Annotated in this window: 16 protein-coding genes; 9 read left to right on the top strand and 7 right to left on the bottom strand. The window is 70.8% G+C overall.

Going from position 1 to position 17103, the window contains the following annotated elements; translation table 11 throughout:
* The first annotated feature begins 14 nt into the window (after window positions 1–14).
* The 6 genes from E0504_RS04310 (at window position 15) to E0504_RS04290 (ending at window position 6634) form a co-directional block, all read left to right on the top strand.
* Complete coding sequence (locus tag E0504_RS04310; RefSeq protein ID WP_112105649.1) at window positions 15–944, top strand: hypothetical protein; 930 nt, start codon at window positions 15–17, stop codon at window positions 942–944.
* A 377-nt stretch (window positions 945–1321) separates the two neighbouring features.
* A complete protein-coding gene (locus E0504_RS04305; RefSeq protein WP_112105650.1) occupies window positions 1322–2548 on the top strand; it encodes an ABC transporter substrate-binding protein in 1227 nt (408 codons plus the stop codon).
* 58 nt (window positions 2549–2606) lie between these two features.
* Window positions 2607–3938: an ABC transporter substrate-binding protein gene (locus tag E0504_RS04300; protein ID WP_131622082.1), complete on the top strand. Its 1332-nt coding sequence runs from the start codon at window positions 2607–2609 to the stop codon at window positions 3936–3938.
* A gap of 60 nt (window positions 3939–3998) precedes the next feature.
* Window positions 3999–4637 (top strand): PadR family transcriptional regulator, encoded by a 639-nt coding sequence (locus E0504_RS04295; RefSeq protein ID WP_112105652.1) that lies wholly within the window; start codon window positions 3999–4001, stop codon window positions 4635–4637.
* Window positions 4634–4801, top strand: coding sequence for a hypothetical protein (locus E0504_RS50190; RefSeq protein ID WP_157904353.1), 168 nt, complete (start codon window positions 4634–4636; stop codon window positions 4799–4801). The genes E0504_RS04295 and E0504_RS50190 overlap by 4 nt, the downstream gene beginning before the upstream one ends.
* Before the next feature lie 93 nt (window positions 4802–4894).
* Window positions 4895–6634, top strand: a complete 1740-nt coding sequence (locus tag E0504_RS04290; RefSeq protein WP_112105653.1) for a glycosyltransferase — start codon at window positions 4895–4897, stop codon at window positions 6632–6634.
* 102 nt (window positions 6635–6736) lie between these two features.
* Here the strand turns inward: E0504_RS04290 and E0504_RS04285 are convergent, their stop codons facing one another.
* Window positions 6737–7981 carry a hypothetical protein gene (locus tag E0504_RS04285; RefSeq protein ID WP_112105654.1) on the bottom strand — a complete coding sequence of 415 codons (1245 nt, stop codon included), beginning with the start codon at window positions 7979–7981 and terminating at the stop codon, window positions 6737–6739.
* Window positions 7982–8575: 594 nt separating this feature from the next.
* Between E0504_RS04285 and E0504_RS04275 the strand changes: the two genes are divergently transcribed.
* Window positions 8576–9163 carry a TetR/AcrR family transcriptional regulator gene (locus E0504_RS04275; protein WP_112105656.1) on the top strand — a complete coding sequence of 196 codons (588 nt, stop codon included), beginning with the start codon at window positions 8576–8578 and terminating at the stop codon, window positions 9161–9163.
* A gap of 132 nt (window positions 9164–9295) precedes the next feature.
* Here E0504_RS04275 and E0504_RS04270 read toward each other — a convergent pair whose 3' ends face one another.
* Both E0504_RS04270 and E0504_RS04265 read right to left on the bottom strand, forming a co-directional pair.
* Window positions 9296–9652: a group 1 truncated hemoglobin gene (locus E0504_RS04270; RefSeq protein ID WP_112105657.1), complete on the bottom strand. Its 357-nt coding sequence runs from the start codon at window positions 9650–9652 to the stop codon at window positions 9296–9298.
* Window positions 9653–9941: 289 nt separating this feature from the next.
* Window positions 9942–11579, bottom strand: a complete 1638-nt coding sequence (locus tag E0504_RS04265; protein WP_131622080.1) for an aldo/keto reductase — start codon at window positions 11577–11579, stop codon at window positions 9942–9944.
* Between the two features lie 243 nt (window positions 11580–11822).
* On the opposite strand from E0504_RS04265, the gene E0504_RS04260 reads away from it, so the two are divergent.
* Together E0504_RS04260 and E0504_RS04255 are read left to right on the top strand one after the other, a co-directional pair.
* Window positions 11823–13082 (top strand): aromatic ring-hydroxylating dioxygenase subunit alpha, encoded by a 1260-nt coding sequence (locus E0504_RS04260; RefSeq protein WP_131622078.1) that lies wholly within the window; start codon window positions 11823–11825, stop codon window positions 13080–13082.
* 128 nt (window positions 13083–13210) lie between these two features.
* The gene (locus tag E0504_RS04255; RefSeq protein ID WP_112105660.1) at window positions 13211–13633 is read left to right on the top strand and encodes a PPOX class F420-dependent oxidoreductase; all 423 of its coding nucleotides are present in this window, start codon (window positions 13211–13213) and stop codon (window positions 13631–13633) included.
* Here E0504_RS04255 and E0504_RS04250 read toward each other — a convergent pair.
* The 4 genes from E0504_RS04250 to E0504_RS04235 form a co-directional block, all read right to left on the bottom strand.
* Window positions 13605–14144 (bottom strand): nuclear transport factor 2 family protein, encoded by a 540-nt coding sequence (locus tag E0504_RS04250; protein WP_071066257.1) that lies wholly within the window; start codon window positions 14142–14144, stop codon window positions 13605–13607. The genes E0504_RS04255 and E0504_RS04250 overlap by 29 nt on opposite strands.
* Window positions 14145–14198: 54 nt before the next feature.
* Complete coding sequence (locus E0504_RS04245; RefSeq protein ID WP_071066256.1) at window positions 14199–14756, bottom strand: nuclear transport factor 2 family protein; 558 nt, start codon at window positions 14754–14756, stop codon at window positions 14199–14201.
* Window positions 14757–14929: 173 nt separating this feature from the next.
* Window positions 14930–15790: an SDR family NAD(P)-dependent oxidoreductase gene (locus E0504_RS04240; RefSeq protein WP_112105661.1), complete on the bottom strand. Its 861-nt coding sequence runs from the start codon at window positions 15788–15790 to the stop codon at window positions 14930–14932.
* A gap of 118 nt (window positions 15791–15908) precedes the next feature.
* Window positions 15909–17093, bottom strand: a complete 1185-nt coding sequence (locus tag E0504_RS04235) for an amidohydrolase family protein (RefSeq protein WP_112105662.1) — start codon at window positions 17091–17093, stop codon at window positions 15909–15911.
* Window positions 17094–17103 lie beyond the last annotated feature (10 nt).

The following is a 17103-nucleotide window of genomic DNA, read 5'->3' as shown; positions in this document are numbered from 1 at the left end:
GAAGGGCAGAGGCTGTGACCAGGCCGATCGACGCCACCGCCGACGAGATCTTCCACCCCGCGGGTGAGGACCCCTACTGGAAGGAAAGCGCCTGGTTCGGCTTCGCCATCCCCGAGCGGGGCATGAACGGCTTCGTCTACTACTTTCACGACGTCCGGACCGACGTCTCCGGTGGCGGGCCCGCGCTGTGGGATGCCAGTGGCGAGGAGACCTACGACTGCCGCTTCTACGACTGGCGCTGGACCCAGCCGGCCACCGGCCCGCTCGACTTCCGTGACTTCCGGCTGCCGAACAGCCTCCGCCAGGAGGTGGTCGAGCCGTTACGGAGCTACCGGCTGTCCTACGCCGAGCTCGGCCTGGAGCTCGACCTCGAGTGGACGGCGCTGATGGCGCCGCACGAGATCCGCTACAGCGACCTGGAGACGATGACCGGGGCCCGGCACTTCGACCAGCCCGGGCGCGCCACCGGGTGGCTGGTGCTGGACGGCGAGCGGATCGAGATCGACTGCTACTCGCTGCGCGACCGTACATGGGGCCCGCACCGCCCGGGCGCGTCGCGATCCGGGGACTACCTCTGGGCCATCGCCGCACCGGACTCGCACTGGCACGCGATCTCCATCGCCGACGACGAGCCCGGCGTGGATCTGGTGATGAACGGTTATCTCGTCCGCAACGGTGAGCTGGGCGAGCTCGTCCGCGGTGAGCGGCGGGTGCTGGAACGGCGTCGCGGCGCACCGACGAGGGTCGTGCTCGACGCCGAGGACGACCGCGGGCGGTCGCTGCACGCCGAGGGCGAGGTGGTGACCGCCCTGCGCTGGTTCGGCTGGCCCGGCAGGCTGGCGTTCTGGACGTTGACCGACTGGCGCTGGGACGGCCAGCAGGGCTGGGGTGAGAACCAGGAGTTCTTCCCGCGGGAGCAGGTCCGGTCGCTGCTCCGCCCCTGAGAGGCGGTGACGCCAGGCCCGGTCAGGTCAACGAGTGCGCAATGGATCGGCTATCGGTGGCGTGGCGTGGCGCGTGGCCACCCGACGGTGCGCCACGGGGCGCCGTCGGTGTGGCCCGCCCCGGGTCCCGGGGCGGGCTGCGGCGGAGGTTCTCATGACAGAGCATCAACCCAGGTCAGCGGGTATCTGTTGAATCGCGACCGCTGTTTCGGTCATATTGTTCGCGTCCATCGGAGCATAGTGTCCATGCACGCCGGAGTGATCATTCGCGAGGTGGTATAGGCGCGCCGATTCATAGTTGTGAGCAGGTCGTTACCCATGTTGGACGTCCGGGATACGGTGGCTGCAAGAATCGGCTCGATCCCCGGGAGGCTTGCATGGCGACAACTCGTTCACTGTCGTGGTTGTCCGCCGTGCTGTTATGCGCCGCCGCTCTGACCGGCTGTCAGGGCGGCGCGGCGCAGAGCGCGACGTCCTGTACCACCGAGGGTGTCACCGCGGACGAGGTCAAGCTGGGGCTGTTGTTTCCGGACACCGGGCTCGGCGCGGTGACGTTCAGTGCCGCCCGGGCCGGAATCGACGCCCGACTCGGAGCGGTGAACGCGGCCGGCGGTGTGCACGGGCGCCAGATCGTCTATGACTGGCGAGACGACACGGCCAAGGTGTCGGTGAATCTCACGATGGCCCGCACACTGATCGAGCGGGAAAACATCTTCGGCATGCTCGAGACGAGCACGGTGGCCTCGGGCAGCGCCGCCTATCTCGCGGAGCGCGGGATTCCGGTGCTCGGGATCGCCGTGGAGGACGCGTGGGCGAAGTACCGGAACATGTTCTCCTTCAACTACAGTTTCACGGCGAAGGGCTCGGTCGACACGTTCGGCAAGTTCGTCCATGAGCGCGGCGGGACCAAGGCGATGATCCTGTACAACCCGCTCGACGCGACGGTGTCGACGCACATCGCCGAACAGTTCACCTCCAGTTTCCGGTCGGTGGGGATCGCGACGACCTCGGTCAGCACCGACAACAACCCCGTCACGGCCCAGGCGGACCAGCTCGCGCGGCAGATGGCCGAGGAGGGCATCGACACGCTGGCCGGCACGCTGAGCACGGAGGGCCTGGCCCAGGTCGTCGCGGCCGCGCGGCGCCAGGGCGTCCCGCTCAAGGTCATCCTCAGTAGCAGCCCCGCGCCGAACGCCGAGCTGTTGGAGACCTACGGCTCGCAGCTGGCGGGTCTGACGACGTTCGCCGCCTACATACCGCTGGAGACGAAGTCGCCCGCGCTCGACTCCTACCGCGCCGCGATGGCCACCCACGCCCCGCAGCTGCAGGACACCGACCAGACGCTGGCACTGGTCGGCTACATCATCGCCGACATGTTCATCCGGGGCCTGGAGGAGGCGGGGGACTGCCCGACCCGGCAGGGCTACATCGACGGCCTCCGGGCGGTGAAGGGCTACAACGCCGGTGGCCTCATCGGCGACATCGACCTCGAACGTGACTTCGGCAAGCCCGCCGAGTGCTACTCGTTCGTCGAGGTGAACCCCGAAGGCTCCGCCATCGAGATCGTCAGCCCGAACTACTGCGGACATCGGCTCGCCGACTGACGAGCCGGTGCCGCCCGCGTGCGATCCGTGTACTCCGAACGAAGGAAACCGCCCGACCATGAAACGTCATGGCCGCCGCCTGCGCTGCCTGGCCATCCTGCTTGCCGTCGGCGCTCTGGTCGCCGCCTGCTCGAACTCCTCCGACCCGAACACCGCCGCCCCCGCCTCGTCCGCCGGTGGCGGCGCGGTACCGGGTGTCACGAACGCCGAGATCCGGTTCTCCGTCCTGGGGACGCGAACCAACAACCCGCTGGGCACCTGCCTGCTGGACTGCTTCTCCCAGGGGATCAAGGCGTATTTCGACTACCGGAACAGCGAGGGCGGCGTCCACGGCCGCAAGCTCGTCGTCGCCCGGGAGCTCGATGACGCGCTCGGGCAGAACCAGCAGAAGGCGATCGAGATCGTGTCGGCGAAGGACACCTTCGCGACCTTCAGCGCCCCGCAGCTCGCCAGCGGATGGCAGAACTTCGCGGACGCGGGGATCCCGTTGTATGGATGGGACATCCACCCGGCGCAGATGATCGGCCGGAAGAGCATCTTCGGTAACGCGGCCCCGCCCTGCCTGGACTGCATGGACCGCACTTTCACCTACGTCGCAGAACTGGCCGGCACCAAGCGGATCGCGGCGCTCGGGTACGGCGTGTCCGACAACTCGAAGCAGTGCGTCACCCAGATCACCGACACGATCGAGCGGTACGGTGCGGCCACCGACCAGGAGATCGTCTACAAGAACGACACCCTGGCGTTCGGCCTGAGTAACGGGGTCGGTCCGGAGGTGGCCGCGATGAAGCGCGTGGACGCGCAGCTGGTCATCACCTGTCTCGATCTGAACGGCATGAAGACCCTGGCCCAGGAACTCGAGCGGCAGGGCATGGGCGACGTCCCGATGTACCACCTGAACACCTACAACCAGAAGTTCGTCGAGGAGGCCGGCGCGCTTTTCGAGGGTGACTACGTCAGCGTCGGGTTCCGGCCGTTCGAGGCCGATCCCGCGGACACCGCCATGGCCACGTTCAAGAAGTGGATCGGCAAGGTGGGCGGCCGGCCCGACGAGATGGCGATGTACGGATGGATCAACGCGGACCTCGCCTACCAGGGCATCCTCAAGGCGGGGCCGGCGTTCACCCAGGCGTCCGTGATCGACGCCACCAACCACCTGACCGACTACACCGCGGATGGCCTGACCGTTCCGGTGGACTGGTCGCGCCAGCACGGCCAGCGTTCCAAGACCGACCCGGTCACCAACGGCTACAAGCTCGACTGCCGGGCGCTCGTCCGCGTACGGGGCGGGAAGTTCGAGATCGTCGGTGGAACGAAGGACAAGCCGTTCGTCTGCTGGCCGCCGAAGGACACCACCTGGTCCGAGCCGAAGCCGACGAGCTTCGGCTGAGGTGACGGGTCACGGCGGCGGTCCCGGCCGCCGCCGTGACGGGCGGTGTGCGGGGTCGGGATGTCGATCAGGAACGGGTTGCTCGCGCTGCTGGCCGAGCGCCCGATGTACGGCTACCAGCTGCGAGCGGAGTTCGAGTCCAGAACCGGGTCGACCTGGCCGCTGAACATCGGGCAGGTCTATACGACGTTGCGCCGCCTCGAGCGCGACGGGCTCGTCGAGGGTGCTGAGGACCCCGGCCCGCAGGCGCCCGCCGGTGGGGAGGGCCGGGGCATCGTCTACCGGCTCAGCGCGTCGGGCCACGCGGCCGCGCGGCGCTGGTGGACGACCCCGGTCAGCCGCCGCACGGTCGGCCGGGACGAGCTCGCCATCAAGCTGGCGCTCGCCGTCACGGTGCCCGGTGTCGATGTCGGCGGGCTGGTGCTGCGGCAGCGCACCGAGACGCTGCGGGCGATGCAGGAGCACACCCGGCTGCGCCGGCAGGCCGACGAGACCGGGGACGTCGCCTGGCTGCTCGTGCTGGACAGTCTGGTCTTCGCCGCCGAGGCCGAGATCCGCTGGCTCGACCACGTCGAGTCCCGCCTGGCGCGGGCCGCCGTGACGCGCACCCGCACCGACGCCGCTGCGCCCGGTGGTGCGTCTGCCGGTGGTGCGTCCGGCGGTGAGCGCCCGGGTGCCGTCACGGAGGCCCGCCGATGACGATCACACTGGACGGCGCCGTCCGGGAGTCGGCGGCCCGCCGCGTCCCTCGCGCCTCCGCCGCACCCCCACGCCCACCGCACTGCCGGCGGCGCGAAGGGCTGGCAGCGCGCGGGCCGGCGGACGCGGTTGGCACCGCGGTGGGGCCCGGCGAGACCACATAGGTGGCGGAGTCCGGCGGCTGCCGCCCCCCAGCGAACTAGCCCGAAATGACCAGCTGACAGGATGCATGGCGGGGGGATAGAGAAGGGACTTGTATGGCGTACCAGGCAGCGCCCGCCGACGTGGCCGGCCCGGCTTCACCCGAGTTCGCGCCACCGTCAGCACCGCCCAGCCTGGCTCCGCGTGAGCCGTCCGCGGTCGCGGCCCCGGCCGTCCCGGCGATCCCGGCGCAGGCCGTGGCCGGCGACACCCGCGACGCCTCCCCGGCCGGGATCCCGCCGCTGGACGGCGTCGACACCTGGGTCAGGGTGCCCGTCGCGTGGTGGAGGGCCGTCGCCGGACGGGTCGTCGGGGTCGCGATCACGCTGATCGGCGCGGTGTACGCGGTGTGGCGCGCCGGGACGCTGGACGGCACCGGCGTGGCCGGCCACCTGTTCTACGCGGCCGAGATCGTCAGCTACCTCACGATCGTGTGGACGGCGGTGATGACCGGCCGGATGCGCACCGGCTACGTCCGGCGCGCCCCGGCGCCGGCCGGCACCCTCGACGTCTTCGTCACCGTCTGCGGAGAGCCGGTCGAGATGGTCGAGGCGACGCTGCGCGCGGCGCTGGCGATCGACTACCCGCACCGCACCTACGTCCTCAACGACGGGCGGATCGCCGGCCGGCCCAACTGGCGCGACATCGACGCCCTCGCCGCCCGGCTCGGGATCACCTGCTTCACCCGCACCGACGGGCCGCGTGGCAAGGCCGCGAACCTCAACCACGGCCTGGCCCGCACCGACGGCGACGCGATCATGACGCTGGACGCCGATCACATCGCGGTGCCCGATCTCGGCGAGCTCGTCCTCGGCTACCTGCGGGACCCGAAGGTCGGGTTCGTCTGCACCGAGCAGCGCTTCGACGTCGGCCGCCACGACGTGCTCAACAACGCCGAACCGATGCTGTACAAGGCGGTGCAGCCGGCGAAGGACCGCGACAGCGCCGCGTCGTCCTGCGGGAACGGCACCCTGTACCGGCGGACGGCGGTCGAGTCCGTCGGCGGCTTCAGCGAGTGGAACATCGTCGAGGACCTGCACACCTCCTACCAGCTGCACGCCGCCGGCTGGCAGAGCGTCTACCACCACGGCCCGGTGTCCGTCGGGATCGCGCCGGCCACCGCGGCGGAGTACGCCAAGCAGCGCAGCCGGTGGGCGATGGACGGCCTGCGCCTGCTGCTGTTCGACAACCCGCTGCGCAAGCCCGGCCTGACCGGCTGGCAGCGGGCGCACTACCTGCACACCGGGATCGGCTACCTGGTGGCGTGCGCGCAGATGATGTTCCTGCTGGGGCCGCCGCTGAGCGTCCTGGCCGGGGTCCAGATCGCGGCCGGGGTGTCGCTGACCGCCTACGTGCTGCACGCCCTGCCGTACCTGGTCGGCTCGCTGCTGTTCATCGTCGCCTACACCGGGCCGCGCGGAGCCCAGCGGACGGTGGCCAGCACCCTGTTCAACGCTCCGCTGTACGCGCTGTCGTTCGTGCGGGTCGTGCTCTCCGGCCGACCCGACTCCGGCGCGACCGCGAAGACCGCGCTGCCGCGGATGTCGCTCCTGCTGCTGCCCCAGGTGCTTTTCGCCGCCAGTCTGGTGGTCACCATTCTCGTCGTCGGCGTCAGCCCGGACGTGGCCGACCTGTCCGCGCTGGTGTGGGCCGGGGTGCTGCTGTCGATGGTGGCCGGGCCGCTGTCGGCGCTCTCGGAACGCCAGGACCGGGTGGAGCGGGCCCAGCTGCCGATCCGGGCCGTCATCCTCGGACTGGTGCTGAGCTTCGCCGTCGTCACCCTCCTGGAGGGCTGACCGGGCTTACCCGAGAATGCTGGCGGTGCCGAAGCCGGCGGTCAGCTGATCGCCGGCGGTGAACCGGCCGGGGGCCGCCCCTCTCGCCGGCTCCGGCCCGTGTCAGCCGTTGGTGGCCCGGGGCTTGGGCCCGGTGGCGCGCATGTTGACCAGCCGTCCGAGCAGGTCGAACCAGAACGGGGCGCCGGCGGTGAGCGCGAAGCAGCCGATCGCGAGGCCGGCGATCTTCAGCAGCCAGCCGCCGACGGAGTCGGGGACCTCCCGCGGGTCGTCCCGCTCCTCCGAGTTGTGCACCCAGCCGATCGGGACGGCGAGTCCGGAGGCGTCCCGCACGGCCTGGACCGCCTGCTCCGCCGCCTCGCCGGCCGTGGGCTGGTCGGGCTCGGGCTGGTCGGGTGCCGCCGCGCCGCCGGAGGTCACCTCGACCTGGGCGGCCGCCACCGCGGCCTGGCGTACCGTCCCGTCCTGCCAGAACGCCCGGGCCAGCCCGATCGCGTCGAGGTTGAACGGGACGGCCAGCAGGATCGCGTAGCAGAGCAGGAAGATGGCGATACGCCGCCGGTACCAGCCGGAGAGGCGGTCCATGGCATCGTCGTACCAGCGGGCCAGCTCGGTGACGATCTTCTCGCGGTCCCCGGCGGCCTGGACGGTCGCCGCGATCAGGGCGTCCTTCGCCGGCGAGGGGGGGAGCGAGGCGAGCCCGTCCTCGATGGTCCCGACCGCGCCGGAGCCGGTGGCGGCGACGAGCGCGGCCGCCATCACCCGCCCGGCCGGGTGGTCCGCGGGCATCGCGGCGTACAGCGCCTGGGCGGTCCGCTCGTCGAGGGCGTGTCGGGCTTCGTCGTAGGCGCGCCGGTAGGCAGCCCGGGCCTCGTCGGTGACATGGTCGGGCAGGGTCTCCGGGCGGAGCTGGGACAGCATGGCCCGGGCGGGCGGGTCGACCCGGTCGAGGAGCGCCTGGGCGAAGGCGGTCGACGGCACGTACGACGGCAGCCGCAGGCTGCGTGCCCGGCGCACCGCGGCCAGGGCCCCGGAGACGGGCGGGTGGTCCGCCATGGCCGGCGGGGTGGCGTTGCGGCCGGTGGCACGGGTGGTGCGCAGCGGGCCGTCCAGCAGTTCGGCGGCGACGTCCGGCGGGTTGCCGCCGTCGGGGCCGTCCTCAGGGTCGCCGTCGGGGGCGCCGGCTGGCCGGGCGCCGAGCAGCCGCCGCAGCTCGGCCTCGAGCTGGCGTCCCCGGTAGCGGAACAGGGCGAGCACAGCCTCGTTGATCCGGGACACGGCGAGGCTGAACACGGCGAAGAGCAGCGCCAGCCCGATCAGCACATCGAAAGCGGATGAGTCCGGCATGGCCCCCGGTTCCCGACCCTCGGCCGCCCGTGCGACCGCTCGCGGGGCACAGGACGCGCACACCGGGACTCTCCCGGCAGACCGCGCATTTCTACACGGTGGCGCAGGGCCACCACCGAGCGGCGCCACCCACCGCGCCGGATGGGCACCGGCAGCCACGAAGAGTGAGGGCGGAGCCGGGCGGCCGGGGCGGAGCCGCCGTCGCCGTCGCCGTCGCAGACCCCGAGAAGAATGGCCGCACAGCAAGCGACGGATGTGACGAGTAATCGAGTTGTACGGCGCATCGTCTGACCTATCTTCCGTAAGTGTCCGCATTTTCATGGCGGATGAACGGGAGGATTGACGGCCGACAGCTGCCGCGGTGCGTGCCGATGCTGATGTCGATGCCACGTGCCAGCCGCTTTCGGGGCCGCGCACCGGCGAGCGCGCCCCGCCGAACCGCCGCCCCCGCACGGTCCGATCTCGCCGTTGCTGTGCCCGCCGGTCAGGAGGCCGGGTGCCCGCGGGTGTTGTCGACCAGCAGAAACGGACCGTCGGTCCGGAATGCTGTTACGATACGGACCGTCAGTCCGCCTCCGTAAGGGGAGGAGCGCCGTGGCTCTCGAAAGAGCAGTGGCTCCGGAAAGATCGGACACCGCCTGCGGCCGGGCGGCGATCGTGGCGGCGGCCGCCATCCTGTTCGAGCGGGGCGGGGTCGAGGCGGTCTCGATGGAGAACATCGCCGAGGCCGCCGGCGTCGGCAGGTCCACGGTGCTGAGCCGCGTCGGTGACCGCGCGGCGCTGATCCACGCGGTGCTGGCCCCCCGCGCCGCCGCGCTGCGGGAGCGGATCGAGGAGGGGCCTGCGCCGCTCGGCCCCGGCGGCGAGCCCGTCGACGCCCTGAACGCCTACCTCGACGCCCTGCTCGAGTTCGTCTGGACCAACCGGGCCCTCATCCGCACCCTGGAGGATGACAGCCTGGAGACCTACTACACCAGCCCACTCAGCGAGTTCTGGATCGGCGAGCTGGCGCGGCGGCTGTCCGCCACCCGTCCCGGCGGTGACGCCGACGCCGACGCCGAATACCTGGCGCACGTGCTGTTCCCCGCGCTGCGGGCCAACGCCGTCGACTACCTGGTCTCGGCGCGCGGGATGCCGCTGTCGCAGGTCCGCGCCGGTCTGCACAGACTCGTCGCCGTCTGAGCCCGCGCCGCGGCCCGAGCCGCTCGGGGCCGTGCCCGGCCGCGCTGGTCGGCCTCACCAGCCGGGCGGCGCACGGTCCCGAGCCCCATCCGATGGGACGGCCCTGTTGGGACGGCCCGGCGCCGGTGGGCGCTACTTCGCCGTGACGATGTCGGCACGCAGGGGCGCGAGCGCCGCTCCGATCTGGCCGGTGGTCTCCGCCGGGACGCCGAGGCCGCTCAGCGCCGAGACCAGGTGGTCCACCACGGCGTCGAAGTTGGCATCGGTGATCCGGAGGCCGGAGTGCACCGAGGCGATCGCTCCGCCCTGGTAGACCTCGGGCCCGCCGATCGCCGCGGAGATGAACGCCTGCTGGTGCGCCTTGAGGTGCGGGATGTCCTTGCCGGCGAAGAAGGGCGCGAGCTCGGGGTCGGCCGTCACCCGGACGTAGAACTCGTCGACCGCGGCCTGCACGGCGCTCGCACCACCGATAGCGTCGTAGATACTCATCAGAGGTCTCGCTTTCGCAGGATGGGCCCAGTCGAGGTCGGTGACCACGTGCGTTTCCATGGGCCGCATTGGTACATTTCCGACACGTCCACTAAATCGCGCAGGTAACGCGTTCGAAAGAGCCGAATGTCGACGCGAGAGCGACGGACGGCACGCGGTCGGGGGCCGCCCGACTCCTCACGGCCACGCGTATCAGCAGGTGAAGCCGCCGCGCCGCTGTCAGCGCCGCTGTCAGCCGGGCGGCGCGCCGGCCGCGGCCGTACCGGCCGGCCGGTACGGCCGCGGACCGTTACCCCTGGGGACGGGAGACCTGTTCCAGTGCTGCCGCGATCTCGGTGGGGATCTCGATGCCCAGAGCCGCGAGGTGCTCGTCCAGCTGGGCCGCGGAGGCGACGTCGAGCGTGATCGAGGTGACGGGTCTCGTCAGTTGCCAGGCCAGCGACAGCTGCGTGGTCGTGCACCCGAGCTCCGCCGCCGTGGCCTCCGTGGCGGCGACGGCGGCGTGCCCGTGCCCGTGGGAGCGGAGTGAGCTCGTGCTGATCAGGCCGAGGCCTTCCTCCGCGAGCAGCGGGAGGTGCTCGTGTTCGAGCTCCCGCGAGAGCAGGCCGTACGGGCCGCGGAACGAGATGAAACGGGCCCGGCCGAGCCGGTCGCTGACCGACAGCGCCTTCATCACCCGGTAGACGTGCAGGTTGGCGACGCCGACGTAGAGGACCTTCCCGGCGCGCACCAGGTCGTCCAGCGCGTCGATCGTCTCCTCCAGCGGGGTCGTCGGGTCGTCGGCGTCGAGTTGGAGGAGGTCGAGATAGTCCGTCCGGAGCCGGCGGAGGGTCGCCTCGCAGGCGGCCCGGATATGACGGCGGCTGTTCCCGCCGTCGTGGGGGCCCTGCCCGCTCGGCCGCCCGACGCTCGAGGCCAGGACGACGCTCGAGCGCCTGTCCCGAACGGCACGGCCGCAGAGTTCCGCCGCGGCGCCGTCCGGGTCCGTGCCGCCCCGGCCGATGTCGCCCGCGGCGGTGGTGTCGAGGAGGCTGCCGCCGGCGTCGAGGAAGCGGTGGATGACGCCGATCGCGGCCCGCTCGTCATGGCCCGCGGGCCCGGCGCCGAGAGCCGCGACTCCCAGCGCGAGCCGCGAGACGTTCAGCCCGCTGCGGCCGAGCCGCCGGTACTCCATCGGCCAGCTCGCACGCGGGACGGCCGGTCCCTCCCCGGCGGGCCTGGCGGCCTCGGCGGCCTCGGTGGGCCTGGCAGCCTCGGTCGGGTGCGGGTCCGGCATGGTCTCCGGCCTGGCCAGGACGCCGTTGAGGAAGAGGCTCACCGCGTGGTGGAGGTGCTCCTCCTCGACCTCGGGGGTCCGGTAGATGCCGTAGGCGGCCAGCCACGCCGGCATCGCGCCGACCATGGCGAAGAACTGCTCGGCGGCGAGGTCGACGTCCCCGACGACCACGGTGCCCGCGCTCTCGTGCCTGCGTAGCAGATCAATGATCAGTTGCACCCGCGGTGACCAGGTGACGGCCTGCGAGCTCGCCGCGAACTCGGGGAAGCGCGCGGACTCGGCGATCGCCATCCGGCTCAGGCGGACGATGTCGGGGTCGACCGAGCGGGCCAGGATCGCCCGCGCGATCACGGTCAGGCTCTCGGCGAGGTCGTCGGGCAGCGGTTCGAGGACGCGCTCGTCGCGCTCCTGGCGGGTGAGCGCCCACGAGCTCACCGCGATGAACAGAGTTCGCTTGTCGGGATAGCGGGCATACAGGGTGCTCTTGGTGATTCCCGCGGCCTGCGCGACGGCCTCCATCGTGGTGCCGTCGTAGCCCGACTCCAGGAACGTGTCGACGGCGGCCCGCCGGAGCCGCTCGGTCAGCCTGGCTGCCTCCGTTGCCGTCGGGCGCCCGGCCCGTGAACGCTCGCCACCCGCCCTGGACTCCATCCACTAAAGCTACGGATGCGTCGGATTCTGGTCAAGGTCGACGGCGGTGCCGTCCGGGCGCCCTCATGGGAGGCGGGCGCGGCCCTGGTCCGCCCGTTGCCGCCGGCTGTTGACCAAAACCATACGGACTCGTAGGGTTCATTCTCACGCGGCTGGAGAAGCAGCACGCGGATGGATCGTTTCGGAGTTCGCGGCGGCCCGTAGCCACGTGGCTCGTACGTGCATCGGCTCGGAGGTAGACGGATGGCGCACTTCCCGAAGCCCGCGGAGGGCAGCTGGACCGAGCACTACCCGGACCTCGGTACCGGGTTCGTCTCGTTCGAGGACTCGATCTCGCCCGAGCACTATGAGCTGGAGCGCAAGGCGATCTTCGGGCGGACCTGGCTCAACGTCGGTCGGGTCGAGCAGATCCCGAGGACCGGCAACTACTTCACGAAGGAGATCCACGCCGCGCGTGCGTCGCTGATCGTCGTCCGCGACGCCGAAGGCGAGGTCCGCGCGTTCCACAACGTCTGCCGGCATCGCGGCAACAAGCTGGTGTGGAACGACTTCCCCCAGGAGGAGACGCACGGCACGGCACGGCAGTTCACCTGCAAGTACCACGCCTGGCGTTACGGGCTCGACGGCTCCTGCACGTTCGTCCAGCAGGAGTCGGAGTTCTTCGACCTCGACAGGTCGCAGCTCGGTCTGGTACCGGTGCGCTGTGAGCTGTGGGAGGGCTTCATCTTCATCAACCTCGACAGCGAGGGCACGACATCGCTGGCCGAGTACCTGGGGCGCTTCGCGAAGGGACTCGAGGGCTATCCCTTCGGTGAGATGACCGAGGTCTACAAGTACCGGGCCGAGGTCGGGAGCAACTGGAAGCTCTACATCGACGCGTTCGCGGAGTTCTACCACGCGCCCGTCCTGCACGCGAAGCAGTACGTGGGCGACGAGTCACGCAAGCTGCTGGGCTACGGCTACGAGTCACTGCACTACGACATCGACGGTCCGCACTCGATGCAGTCGGCGTGGGGCGGGATGTCGCCGCCCAAGGACCTCAACATGGTGAAGCCGATCGAGCGGGTCCTGCGCAGCGGCAACTTCGGGCCGTGGGACCGCCCCGACATCGAGGGCCTGAACCCGCTGCCGTCGGGGGTCAACCCGGTCGGCCATCCGGCGTGGGGCCTGGACTCCTACGTCTTCTTCCCGAACTTCATGATCGTGGTGTGGGCGCCGGGCTGGTACCTCACCTACCACTACTGGCCGACGGCGTACAACCAGCACATCTTCGAGGGCACGCTGTACTTCGTGCCGGCCCGGACCGCGCAGGACCGCATCCGGCAGGAGCTTGCCGCGGTCACCTTCAAGGAGTTCGCGCTGCAGGACTGCAACACGCTCGAGGCCACGCAGACCATGCTCGAGTCCCGCGCCGTCTCGCGGTTCCCGCTCAACGACCAGGAGATCGCCATCCGGCACCTCCACAAGACCGCGGGCGACTACGTCGCCGGGTACCAGGGGTAGCACCGCACGTCGGCGGCCGGGCGCTGCCCCGTAGGGCGCGTCTGGCCTGGTGCCGAACCGGTCCGGCTCCGCCGGGTCCGCCGCCGCCCCCTTGACCTGAAGTCCACTTCATGTCGGAGGCTGGCGGCATGGACTTCACCGAGACCGAACGTGCGTATCTGGCCAGTCAGCGGCTCGGCCGGCTGGCGACCGTCGCCCCGGGCGGCGCGCCGCAGAACTCCCCGGTCGCCTTCCGCGTCAACGAGGCGACCGGCACGATCGACATCCACGGGTACGACCTGGGCGCCAGCCGGAAGTTCCGCAACGTCGCGGCCACCGGCGTGGTGTCCCTCGTCGTCGACGACATCGCCTCCGTCGACCCGTGGCGGGTGCGCGGCGTGGAGATCCGGGGAACGGCGGAGGCGCTGACCGATCAGGACCCGCCGCAGCGTCATCTCAGCCGCGAGGTCATCCGCATCCACCCCGTCCGGATCATCAGCTGGGGTGTCGATCCGGACGGGGCGGCACTGCGGGCGCGCGGGGTCAGTCGGATTTCTGCTGGAACAACGTGACGCTGTGGTCGCCGTTCGCGCTGCCCACGTAGTGGTCGGCGAGGAACGGGGTGCCCATGACCCCCTGCGACCAGTCCACCGACTGCCCGAAATCCCGGAACCAGTCGTAGAGCATGGTGCGGTGCGCGATGCGCCACTCCCCGTCCCGCTTCTCCAGCCGGTCGACGTAACGGCCGCCGATCACGACGTCATGCTCCTGCTCACCGAAGTCGATCCGGTGATAGGAGGTGACGTGGGTCTCGGCCACCGCGGTGTCACCCGTGACGTCGATCAGGGTCTGGCCCAGCGTGTGCAGGGTGACGGGAATCGAGGGCGCGCCGGGCACGACCCACGCCAGGTACTCCTTGAACGTGCCGCGGAAGATGCCGTGGTCGTCGGTCGCGTCCGGCCAGTACGCCCCGCTGATCAGGTCCGCGTCGCGCCGGTCCTCGCCCCTGGCCAGCCGGGCGAGGACGTCGCGGATCTGTTCCCGGTCGAGGACGAAACTCAGGTCGTCGGCGCTGATAGTCATATCCGGCTCACCTCGTGGTCGGCTGGGGGTGGAACGGGCGGTGGCCGCCCCGGGCTAGGGAATCTGCGGCTTGCGGGTGTTGATCAACGGCCGCCGGTAGGAGGGGTCCTCCTTGCCGCGGGCGGGAGCGCCGTCGAGGTGGATGTCCGGCACGTCGGAGAACGGGATGTCCATGGTGGGCACCAGGCCCGACCACTCTATGGCGTTGGTGCGCAGCGCGATCCGCCATTCACCCGCGCGCCGTTCCAGCCGGTCGATGTAGCGGCCACCGGCGATCCAGTTGGAGTCGTCGCGGTTGCGCCCGACGAACAGGTAGTACGTCTCGGTGTGCGCGGTGTCGCCGTCGATGTCGATGGTGACGTTGAGCAGGTTGTGGTGGGTGGCCACCTGGCCCTGCTCATGTCCGGCGGACGCCCAGTCGTACAGCTCGACCGGGCCGCCGACGAACGGACCGGCGGCGATCACGGCGTCGGGATGGAAGGCGGAGAGGAAGAGCTCGCGGTCGAACCGGTCCATGCCCCGGCTGAACCGGGTCAGGGTGTCGTGGATGTCCTGCCGCTCGAGCAGTCGTTCGAGCCGGGCGAGCTTCTCGGCGGTGATGGGCTGGCTCATCGTTCCTCGCGGTTGCTGTGCCGACGTCGGCGTCGACGCCGGGGGTGGAGATGCGGGTCGTGGGTGTGGTGGCGTGCGCTCTGCGATGCTGTGTGCGGCGTAGCTGGTTCAGGGAACGCCGCTGGTTGGGGACCGCGCCTCTGGTTCAGGGGGCGCCGGCGGTTCGCGGGCCGCTAGACGGGGGACCAGAGCGGGGCGCCACGCTGGGCCCGCAGGGACGGGATGACCTTCCCGTCGAGGTCGGTGACGCCGTACTCCTGGGCCAGCTCGGCGGTGATGAAGGTGCCCCCGGAGTGCCGCATCAGGTCCGTGTCCTGGACGAGCGCCGCGATGACGCGGCCGGGGAACTCCGGCGAGCAGCCGATCGTCGGGTTGGTGACGAGCTGCTCCTTCATCGTGGGGTTCAGCGAGATGTTGCGCTCGGCCCGCTCGGTGAAGGTGAGGCCCTGCCACAGCGAGATCGACGCGATGTTGTGCGGCTTGAGCTCGACGGCCATGTCCCTGGCCATGCGGTCGACCGCGGACTTGCAGGTGCCGAAGACGACGCCGTAGGTGTAGGTCACTCCCACGTAGCCGGAGATCGCCACGATGAGGCCGGCCCGGCGCGGAACCATGAGCCGCGCCGCGTGCCAGGCGGCGACGAAGTTCGACCGCACCCCGACGTCGACCATCTCCCAGTTCGACAGCGGCTTCTCCCAGAACGGGTTCGGCTCCGTCAGGTCCTCGGGCAGGGAGAAGGCGTTGTTGACCAGGATGTCCAGCCGGCCCTGCTCGCGCTCGACCTGCTCGAACAGCGCGGCGACCTGGTCGTCGTCCCCGTGGTCGACCTGCACGGCGATGCCCCGGCCGCCCCGGCGGTCCACCTCCGCCGCGGTCTCCCCGACCGTGCCGGGAAGCGGATGCGAGCCGGGGGACACCGTCCGCCCGGTGACGTAGACCGTCGCGCCCTCGTCGGCGAGCGCGAGCGCGATGCCCTTCCCGATGCCCCGGCTGGCGCCGGTGACGACGGCGACCCGGCCCGAAAGTAAACCCATGCGAACTCCCAGCTGGTGTTCATGGCTGTGGTCCGGCCGGCCGCCCCGACGGCACCGTGGTGGCCGGCCGGACCACGGGCGGGGGACCTACCCCGCGAGGTTCATCAGGCGCTGCCGCTCAGACCGCGGCCGGGACCTTCATGAGCTGGGCGAGGTTGCCGCCCATGAGCTTGCGCACGAGCGGTTCCGGCAGGTGGGCGAGCTCGTCGATGTAGCTGACCGGGTTCGCCAGCCCCTCCGGATGCGGATAGTCGGACCCGAACAGCACGTGGTCCTCACCGAGGACCTTGGTCAGCGCGCCGAGGTCCTCCTCCCAGAACGGGCTGACGTAGACGTTGCGCCGGATCACGTCGAGAGGGTTCTCGGGAAAGTCGTGCGGCATCTTCTTGTACAGGTTCTTCATGGCGTCCATCAGCGGGGCGACCCAGCTCATCCCGTTCTCGACGACGGCCACCTTCAGCCGGGGGAAGCGGGAGAGCGCGCCGTGGCAGACGAGCGCCGAGACCGCGTCCTCGACCGGTCGCCAGGCCTGCAGCATCTGGAACGGGTTCGGCTGGAACGGCAGCATCTCGCGGTTGGCGCCCATCCACTCGCCGCTGTAGCGGGCGTACCCGCTGTCGGACGAGTGCAGTGCGACGAGGATGTCGGCCTCCTGCACACGGGCCCAGAACGGGTCGAACTCCGGCAGGCCGAACGAGCGCGGCCCGCGCAGGCCCGGCACGGGCGCCGGCCGGACGAGGATGACCCGGGCGCCCCGCTCGAGGACCCACTCGAGTTCCTCGACGGCCTTCTCCACGATCGGCAGGGTGATCACCGGCGTGGTGAAGATCCGGTCCTGGTAGTTGAACTGCCAGGTCTCGTACAGCCACTCGTTGAGCGAGTGGATGACGGCGTGGACGAGGTCCGCGTCGTCGCGCATCCGCTCCTCGATCAGGCTGGCGAGCGTGGGGAACATCAGGGTGCGGTCGAGCCCCTGCTCGTCCATGACCTTGATGCGCGCGGCCGGCTCCCGCCAGGCGTCGATGGACCGCACCGGCTTGCCGAAGATCTCCCGGTACGTCTTCCCCTCGGGGTTGCCGTGCCGGTAGTAGTCCTCCTGCGCCCCCGGGCGGGCGACGACCTCGAAGGTCGGGTTCGGGATGTACTGGCTGATCTGCCCGCGCACGACGATCTTCGTCCGGCCGTGCACGTCGACGTAGTCGATCGCGCCCCGGTAGCGCGCCGGCAGGAACTTGGTGAGCGCGTCCTGGGTCTCGTACAGGTGGTTGTCGGCGTCGAACACCGGAATGTCGTGGGTGGGCATCACACCTCCT

This window comes from Parafrankia sp. BMG5.11, from assembly GCF_004337455.1.
Note: the sequence above shows the minus strand (reverse complement) of the source record. Positions and strands in the feature narration are given on the sequence as shown.

What these genes read in the sequence shown, in the direction of transcription:
- E0504_RS04305 (WP_112105650.1), top strand. Translation starts at nt 1,322, where the DNA reads ATGGCGACAACTCGTTCACTGTCGTGGTTGTCCGCCGTGCTGTTATGC.
- E0504_RS04300 (WP_131622082.1), top strand. Translation starts at nt 2,607, where the DNA reads ATGAAACGTCATGGCCGCCGCCTGCGCTGCCTGGCCATCCTGCTTGCC.
- E0504_RS04295 (WP_112105652.1), top strand. Translation starts at nt 3,999, where the DNA reads ATGTCGATCAGGAACGGGTTGCTCGCGCTGCTGGCCGAGCGCCCGATG.
- E0504_RS50190 (WP_157904353.1), top strand. Translation starts at nt 4,634, where the DNA reads ATGACGATCACACTGGACGGCGCCGTCCGGGAGTCGGCGGCCCGCCGC.
- E0504_RS04290 (WP_112105653.1), top strand. Translation starts at nt 4,895, where the DNA reads ATGGCGTACCAGGCAGCGCCCGCCGACGTGGCCGGCCCGGCTTCACCC.
- E0504_RS04285 (WP_112105654.1), bottom strand. Translation starts at nt 7,981, where the DNA reads ATGCCGGACTCATCCGCTTTCGATGTGCTGATCGGGCTGGCGCTGCTC.
- E0504_RS04270 (WP_112105657.1), bottom strand. Translation starts at nt 9,652, where the DNA reads ATGAGTATCTACGACGCTATCGGTGGTGCGAGCGCCGTGCAGGCCGCG.
- E0504_RS04265 (WP_131622080.1), bottom strand. Translation starts at nt 11,579, where the DNA reads ATGGAGTCCAGGGCGGGTGGCGAGCGTTCACGGGCCGGGCGCCCGACG.
- E0504_RS04260 (WP_131622078.1), top strand. Translation starts at nt 11,823, where the DNA reads ATGGCGCACTTCCCGAAGCCCGCGGAGGGCAGCTGGACCGAGCACTAC.
- E0504_RS04255 (WP_112105660.1), top strand. Translation starts at nt 13,211, where the DNA reads ATGGACTTCACCGAGACCGAACGTGCGTATCTGGCCAGTCAGCGGCTC.
- E0504_RS04250 (WP_071066257.1), bottom strand. Translation starts at nt 14,144, where the DNA reads ATGACTATCAGCGCCGACGACCTGAGTTTCGTCCTCGACCGGGAACAG.
- E0504_RS04245 (WP_071066256.1), bottom strand. Translation starts at nt 14,756, where the DNA reads ATGAGCCAGCCCATCACCGCCGAGAAGCTCGCCCGGCTCGAACGACTG.
- E0504_RS04240 (WP_112105661.1), bottom strand. Translation starts at nt 15,790, where the DNA reads ATGGGTTTACTTTCGGGCCGGGTCGCCGTCGTCACCGGCGCCAGCCGG.
- E0504_RS04235 (WP_112105662.1), bottom strand. Translation starts at nt 17,093, where the DNA reads ATGCCCACCCACGACATTCCGGTGTTCGACGCCGACAACCACCTGTAC.